6 protein-coding genes are annotated in these 6,954 nt (G+C 66.7%); 3 read left to right on the plus strand and 3 right to left on the minus strand.

The genetic code is table 11. The features are described from left to right. Window positions 1-209 precede the first annotated feature (209 nt). A complete protein-coding gene (locus IPJ59_RS29935) occupies window positions 210-1,274 on the plus strand; it encodes an RCC1 domain-containing protein (RefSeq protein WP_293274336.1) in 1,065 nt (354 codons plus the stop codon). 897 nt (window positions 1,275-2,171) lie between these two features. Here the strand turns inward: IPJ59_RS29935 and IPJ59_RS29940 are convergent. From IPJ59_RS29940 to IPJ59_RS29950, 3 genes are read right to left on the minus strand one after another with little or no spacing between them, the layout of a single operon-like run. Then, window positions 2,172-3,326 (minus strand): hypothetical protein, encoded by a 1,155-nt coding sequence (locus tag IPJ59_RS29940; RefSeq protein ID WP_293274338.1) that lies wholly within the window; start codon window positions 3,324-3,326, stop codon window positions 2,172-2,174. Between the two features lie 47 nt (window positions 3,327-3,373). Continuing rightward, complete coding sequence (locus IPJ59_RS29945; RefSeq protein WP_293274340.1) at window positions 3,374-3,970, minus strand: hypothetical protein; 597 nt, start codon at window positions 3,968-3,970, stop codon at window positions 3,374-3,376. Further along, window positions 3,925-5,043, minus strand: a complete 1,119-nt coding sequence (locus IPJ59_RS29950; RefSeq protein WP_293274342.1) for a hypothetical protein — start codon at window positions 5,041-5,043, stop codon at window positions 3,925-3,927. Before IPJ59_RS29950 ends, IPJ59_RS29945 begins: the two co-directional genes overlap by 46 nt. A gap of 392 nt (window positions 5,044-5,435) precedes the next feature. On the opposite strand from IPJ59_RS29950, the gene IPJ59_RS29955 reads away from it, so the two are divergent. Beyond that, on the plus strand, window positions 5,436-6,665 hold the full coding sequence (locus IPJ59_RS29955; RefSeq protein WP_293274343.1) for a sigma-54 interaction domain-containing protein: 1,230 nt from the start codon (window positions 5,436-5,438) through the stop codon (window positions 6,663-6,665). 58 nt (window positions 6,666-6,723) lie between these two features. Continuing rightward, on the plus strand, window positions 6,724-6,954 hold a 231-nt coding region (locus IPJ59_RS29960), incomplete at its 3' end, for a type I restriction-modification system subunit M N-terminal domain-containing protein (RefSeq protein ID WP_293274345.1).

Below are 6,954 nucleotides of genomic sequence, written 5' to 3' on the forward strand. Positions count from 1 at the left end.
GTACCTGTAGGAATTGGTGGAAGTGCAGCGTCTCGCCGCGCCGGACTTGGCTGTCTCGATCGGCGTCGGAGCCACCATAGTTGCGCCGTAATGGCTCCGGGAAGGTACGATGTTGGGGGTCGAATCATTGGGAGGAACCTCGGATATCCTGAGCTTCCGGGTCTGACAAGGTATGTGGCTCACCTAGTGAACTTGGTGATGTGCAGTTGATGAGTGACTCTCGTGTTCGGATGGTATTCGGCGGCGGCGGCAAGTACTCATTTGCGGACGACCTATCCCACACGTGCGTGCTTCAGGCTGACGGCAAGGTCACCTGCTGGGGCAAAGGCACCGACGACACCACAGGTTGGCTGGGTCAGGTGCTCGATCCGGCCGTGTGGGGAGATCCTTCCAAGATCAAGGCCCTCGATCTCGATGACGTCAAGCAGATCGCAGTCGGCCCACTGATGACATGCGCGCTACTCGGGGGCGTCCAAGATGGTGACCTGATATGCTGGGGAGGTGGCGGAGCCCCGAATGGGAAAAACAGGGACGAGACCACACAGCCGGTCTCAATGCTTACCCCAGTCATAATTCCGAACGGGGAAACACCCACGCAGATCGTGATCGGTGTCGCCCATGCTTGCGCGATCGTGACCGACGGTTCGGTCTACTGCTGGGGAGACGGTACAAACGGACAACTGGGAGATGGGCGATGTATGAACGTCGACGCCGCACCCCAATATCCGGCGAAGAATATCCCCCCCGTACGTGCGGTCGCTGCCGGCAGATACCATACCTGCGCGCTGGTGGCCGACTACAAACGTGCCGTCTGGTGCTGGGGATCTAACGTGAACCTCTCTCTAGGAATCGGCAAGACAGGAATACCGCCAGAATGCCCCAACTCTGATGAATATGGGTACTTGAGCGTGCCTGCGAAGACTATCTCGTTCGGTGCAGACATCCGACAACTGGTCGCAGGCGACGCATTCAGTTGCCTTTTAACGGAGAGTGGGACCGTGCACTGTTGGGGTCTAAACAATAGCGGTCAGCTGGGCCTAAGCAGGAACGACCCGCAAGAGCTGAAAGAGCCGACGGAGGTCAAGATCGACAAGACCATTACGCAGATCTCAGCCCGACGGAGCACGACGTGCGCTCTCACAGAGGACGGTGAGGTCTGGTGTTGGGGTGACAACTCATACGGTCAGGCTGGCACGACCACTTGCGAACAGACACCACTCGTGGGCGATGTGGCGCTTCCGCACAAAGTATCGCTGGTCAGACCTGCTGAGTAGGAATCGTGCATGCCCTGATCTGTGAGAGGGCGGCCCATCCGACGGAGCAAGGACCGTCTCTATCGCAATTGTCCCGGATGTATGTGCAGGCGGACGGATGGCAAAGTATCACGATCTTTGTCTGTGAGTTTGATGGACTGGATTGCGGAATTGCGTTCATTGATGAACGCGTTGAGTGTCGATCCATCATGTAGGCGCATGGCAAATACACATTTAGGACCAGCGCGTCCGTGAGCTCGACGTTGCGGAAATCAAGACTGCTCTTGAACCGCAATTCGCCGTCTCTCAAGTCGAGCTCGAAGTTTCCGGCGAGGGCGGTGCGGAGGGCGGCGAGCGAGCGCGAGAGCATGGGCATGCATCGCATGGATCGTCGGCGGGATCGATCGCGTCAGGGGAGGCGGCGAGCCAGGAGCTGCTCCCAGGCGGAATTCAGGTTACGGCCTCGCAACTGATGACCCTGTAGCGAGCCAGCCTGCGCCGGCAAGCGCTGTCGCCCTGGGCTCAGGTGCGGCCGCGAGTGCCATAGGAACAGAAACGAGGCCAGCTCCCAAGCGCGAGCTCGAGATCGTCGAGCGCAGCGAGCTCACGGGGCACTGGCGAGCCATTCTTACACGTGAGTCCCACGTTCTCGTGGCACACGCGGCCGTCGGGAGCGCGGGTCGTAATATCAGGCCTTCGCTTTGTCTTCTTGCCTCCGGGGGTCTCGATGACCCACTCAGGCTTCGAGCCACCGCCAAGATGCTCATGGCCCAGGTTGCCCAGTTCCTGGATGCGGGTAGCGATCTTCTGGTTGTGGAGGCCTTCAGGGTATGGCTCGACAGCGGCGCCTGGACGGTCCCGTCGGCGACGCCCTTCGTGACGGGAGGCCAGATGACGAGCTCACGCAAGACGCGGCGGCTACCCCGCCACCACTACGTCCAAGACCCCCTCCGACGAGCGCGTGCTGCGAAGGACATCCGCCAACTTCCCGCGCGCTTTCCTCTTGTAGTAGATGCCCGAGGCCCAGCACTGGACCGTGGGCAGGTCGTCATGCAGACCGGCCCACGCGGTACGCCAGGTGTTGGGCGAATCTGTCTCGTGGGGGGGCTGCAGGACGATCGTCTGCGAGGCCTGCCGCCACATCCGCCGGAACTTGGCACGGCGCTTTCGACGGGTCCCGGTGGGGTTCTGGTTCGCGTAGCCTCGCGCGTTGTACATGCTCAGGTCATGGCATCCAAGCACCACGACGCGGCGGCGACCAAGGGTGACGAAGTGCGAATCGAGCGGTGCCTGGATCAGATCGCGCTGCTGATTTGGGACCGGGAACGACTTCCCGGTCCAGCGGACCACGTCCTCCCGCTCCACATCCACGATGGCGACGAGCTCGGCGTGGGGTCGCGGCCACAAGTCTTCGGGACCCCAGTCCTGGTCGATGCCGATCGTGAGCCAGCGAGTACGTTGGCGGGCAGCCTTCCACACTCGATTCGTCCAAATTTTTCGCAGGTACGGCACCGCCCTGTGGACGGCCGCCTGAAAATCACCCGGCGTCGACTCCCATCCACGGGAACCAGCCCACACGTCGTCGTGCCTGACGAAGCCGCCACCGGGCGTGATCGTCCTCCGCCCTGGTCCCGCGGGGCCATTCATCCGTGAATGCTCGTAGGAGCACAGCCTCGGCCCCTTCGGGTGACTGTCCCGGGGATCGCAGAGCGTGATCCGAGCGATCATCACCTCCCCACTCGGCTGGACAGCGACGACCTGGTCGCGCGGACGAACAGGCCGTTCGCGTTCGACCACCGCTTCGACCGCGACACCACCGTCGCCCTGTACATCGAACCCTCGCCGGGTCAGAAACTGGTTGGTCTCCGTCCCGCCGCCGAACTCCCCCGGCGACAGCTCCCGCCCCAGCCCGAGCTCCGCGGCCAGCGACAGCACATACTTCGGCGGATATTCCCGCGACCGATGAACGAGGCGGAAGCGGGTCGCTTGACGGCGAGGCGGTACGCCGTGCTCATCAATATGGCGAAGTGCCAGACGTATGTGCTGCGCCTTGATGTCTTCTGGGATAGCCATGGCCGCACGATATACTTCCTGGTGACGAACCGCGAGCCCGCCAATCTTCACGCCGCCGGCAACGCCATCCCCTCGGGCCCGAGCTGGTTCGACGCTGTGACCGAGTCCTCGCCGAAGTCGATGTCCCCCGCCTGCTCCGCCCGGGCCGAGCGCAGCAACCCCTTGATACCGTCCGCCAGGCCGCGCGCCTCGCCGACGCCGGTGGATAGATCGCGGACCATCTCGTCCGCCAGCGTCTGCAGCTTCGCCGCCTTCTTCTGCAGCCCCTCGAGCCGCTGCAGGTGGGTCGTCAGCCCCTTCTCGAGCGCCTCGATCTCCTTGAGCTCGTCGACCGCCGTGCCCTGCTGTAGCCGGGCCGCCAGCGCCATGGCGAGGAGCACCGCCGCGTGCAGGTACGCGTCCGAGGCCGGCTCGTCCGGGTGCCACTGCACGAGGATATCGCAGCCGCAGCGGGCGAAAGCCGGAAACCCCGAGCGCTCCCCCACAGCCATGCTCGACAGCACGAACACCCCGACCTGCGCCCCGCGGAGCTGCCGCGCGGCGGCCAGCTCATCCAACGCCTTCTTCTGGGTCATCCCCTCCCGGTCCTTCGCCTCGATCACCACCCGCGACCCGGCGAACCGGCTCTCGCTGGTGAAGTCCACGACCACATCGCCGAGCTTGCGCGTCGACCCGATCGCCGCGGTGTTCGCCGTGAAGTCGACCAGGAACGGCCCGCCGCCCAGGGCCGAGCTGGCGAACTCGAACACGTGGACCTCAAAGCCTGCCCCGCCTTGATGCCCCGCCGGAGCGCGTCCTTGCGGGTCTCGAGGCGGGTCACCTTCTCGAGCATGTTCTTCTCGAACGCCGCCTGCCGGATCCGCTGGGCCTCGATCGCCTCCATCTGCTGCCGCTGGTAGCCCACCAGCAGATCCTCGATCGTCTTCTTGAGCGGCGCCAGCAACGACCTCTCGTCGCTCGGGTTCAGCGCGACCAGCACCTGCTGCTGCGCCGCCCGGGTCTCGCGCAGCAGCTGGCTCAGCAGCGACTGCTCGTTGTTCGCGTCCAGCGCGGCGGTCACCTGCGCGAGCCGCTGCTCCTGCGCCGCCCCGGCCACCTTCAGCTTCTCCGTTAGCCCGGCCAGGAACCGCCCCGCCGCGCTCTTGTCGCGCATCGGGTCGAGCGCCTCCTGGACCGCCACATGACTCGCCCGCACCACCTCCTCGACCTGGCGCCGCAGCGTGGCGACCACGCCGTCCTGCTCTGTCGGGCTCAGCGCCTTTAGCAGCGGCCCGATCGTCGCGGTCAGCGTTGTCTGCAGCTTGCTGCCTGGCCCGGTGTGGCGGTGCAGGAGGTTGGCCAGCTCGCCGCCGTCCTTGAGCAACCCGTCGAGCCGCTGCATGAGCTGCCCATCCTTGGGGTCGAGGAAACCGCGCAGCTGCGTCTCGACCTCCCGCGTCTGGGCGTCGACGTGGGCCTGCAGCTTGCTCTGCACGTCGGCGAGCAGGGTCTTTCCGACGTCCTCGAGCCGGGCCGCGTTCGCGCTCGCCTGGGCGCTCTCGAGGGCTCGCAGGCCGATCTGCCAGGCCTCGCCGGCGATCTGCCCGCGCTGGAACGCGTTGAACTGGTTGAAGAAGGCGATGCTCTCCTGGCGACGGTCGGTGACTGTGACGTTGAGCGCCTCGCCGAGCTGGACGTTGACATCGAGGGGGAGGGGAGACTGGACGACTTGATTCATGGTGCCTGGCCTGATGCTTCAGGCGCGCCAACGGGCATCCATTCGTAATCGCTTGATTTCAGGCGCTGCGCGCGCTGTGGCACAAGCATTCTTGTCCTTGATACAAAATTTCTTATGCCCCGCCCCCAAGGGCCCGACCCTCGTCGCCTGGCTCGGCCACACGGACATCAAGGCCGTGACCCGCCCAGACGAGGCCGGCGTCGGGCCGATCTGCCAGGCCGTCGCCGCCCGGCAGCTTCGAGCGCGTCGACCTGCTCTCCAACTCCAGGCCGGAGAAAGGTGCCGACTACCTCGCCTGGCTGCGCCCCAAGACCCAGGCCCACATTCACCTCCACCAGGTCACGCTCACCAGCCCCACCGCCTGGGGGGAGATCTACGCCGCCGCCATCGCCGTGGTCGACCCGCTCGCTCGCCGCCCCGGCGCCCGCCTCGTGTTCCACCTGAGCCCGGGTACCCCGGCCATGGGGGCCGTCTGGGTCATCCTCGGCAAGACCCGCTACCCGGCCGAGCTGATCGAGTCCTCCCGCCAGCACGGCGTCAAGACCGCCTCCGTCCCGTTCGAGATCTCCGCCGAGCTCGTCCCCGACCTCCTGCGCCGCCCCGACGCGGCCCTCCAGCGCCACAGCGCTGCGCCGCCGCCCGAGCTCCCGGAGTTCGCGGCCATCATCCACCGCAGCGAGGCTATGACCCGCCTCCTCGGCCGCGCCCGCCATGTCGCCACGCGGGCCGTCCCGGTCCTGCTCGAGGGCGAGACCGGCACCGGCAAGGAGCTGCTCGCGCGGGCCATCCACGCCGCCAGCCCCCGGCGCGGCCACCCCTTCATCGCGGTCAATTGCGGGGCCATCCCGTCCGAGCTGGTCGAGTCCACCCTCTTCGGGCACGCCAAGGGCGCCTTCACCGGCGCCCTCGCCGAGCGCCCCGGCGTCTTCGAGGCCGCCCACGGCGGCACGCTGTTCCTCGACGAGCTCGGCGAGCTCCCCCTCGCCGCCCAGGTCAAGCTCCTGCGCACGCTGCAGGAGGGCGAGGTCACCCGCATCGGCGAGACCGCGACCCGCAAGGTCGACGTCCGCATCATCGCCGCCACCCACCGCGACCTCCTCGGCCACGTCGCCATCGGCCGCTTCCGCGAGGACCTGTTCTTCCGCCTCGCCGTCGCCGTCCTGCGCCTCCCCCCGCTGCGCGAGCGCAAGGGCGACCTCGGCCTGCTCATCGACCACCTGTTCGCCCAGGCCCAGAAGGACCTGGCGGACCAGCCCGGCTTCACCCCCCGGCGCCTGACCCCGTCCGCCCGCGAGCTGCTCCTCCACCACCCCTGGCCCGGCAACGTACGCGAGCTGGCCAACACCCTCCTGCGCGCCGCGCTCTGGGCCGACGAGCCGGCGATCGGGGTCGACGCGATCCGCGAGGCCCTGATCCCGGCCGCCCGCGGCCATGCCGACGCCGTCCTCGGCCGCCCGCTCGGCGAGGGTTTCAGCCTGGCCGCGGTCCTGAACGAGGTGGAGCGCCACTACCTGTCCCGCGCCCTCGCCGCGACCCACGACAACAAGACCCAGGCCGCCGAGCTCCTTGGCCTGGCAAGCTATCAGACGCTCAGCAACCGCCTCGCTCGCCTTCGCCTGTGACCTACCCAGGTGCCCCTGGGCAGGCCCTGGGTATCCTGCCGACTCCGCGCCAGGACTCATGCTCACCGGACAGCTCAGGCAGCAAGTCGACAAGCTCTGGACCACCTTCTGGTCGGGAGGCCTCTCCAACCCCCTCTCCGTCATCGAGCAGATCACGTACCTGCTGTTCATGCGCCTGCTCGACGAGGCGCATACCACCGCCGAGAACAAGGCCCGCCGCACCGGCAAGCCGCCGACTCGGGTCGTCTTCGGGCCCAAGCAGCAGGGCCTGCGCTGGTCCGCGCTCAAG

The sequence above is a fragment of the Nannocystis sp. genome (genome assembly GCF_016714285.1).
Classification (GTDB): Bacteria; Myxococcota_A; Polyangia; order Nannocystales; family Nannocystaceae; genus Nannocystis.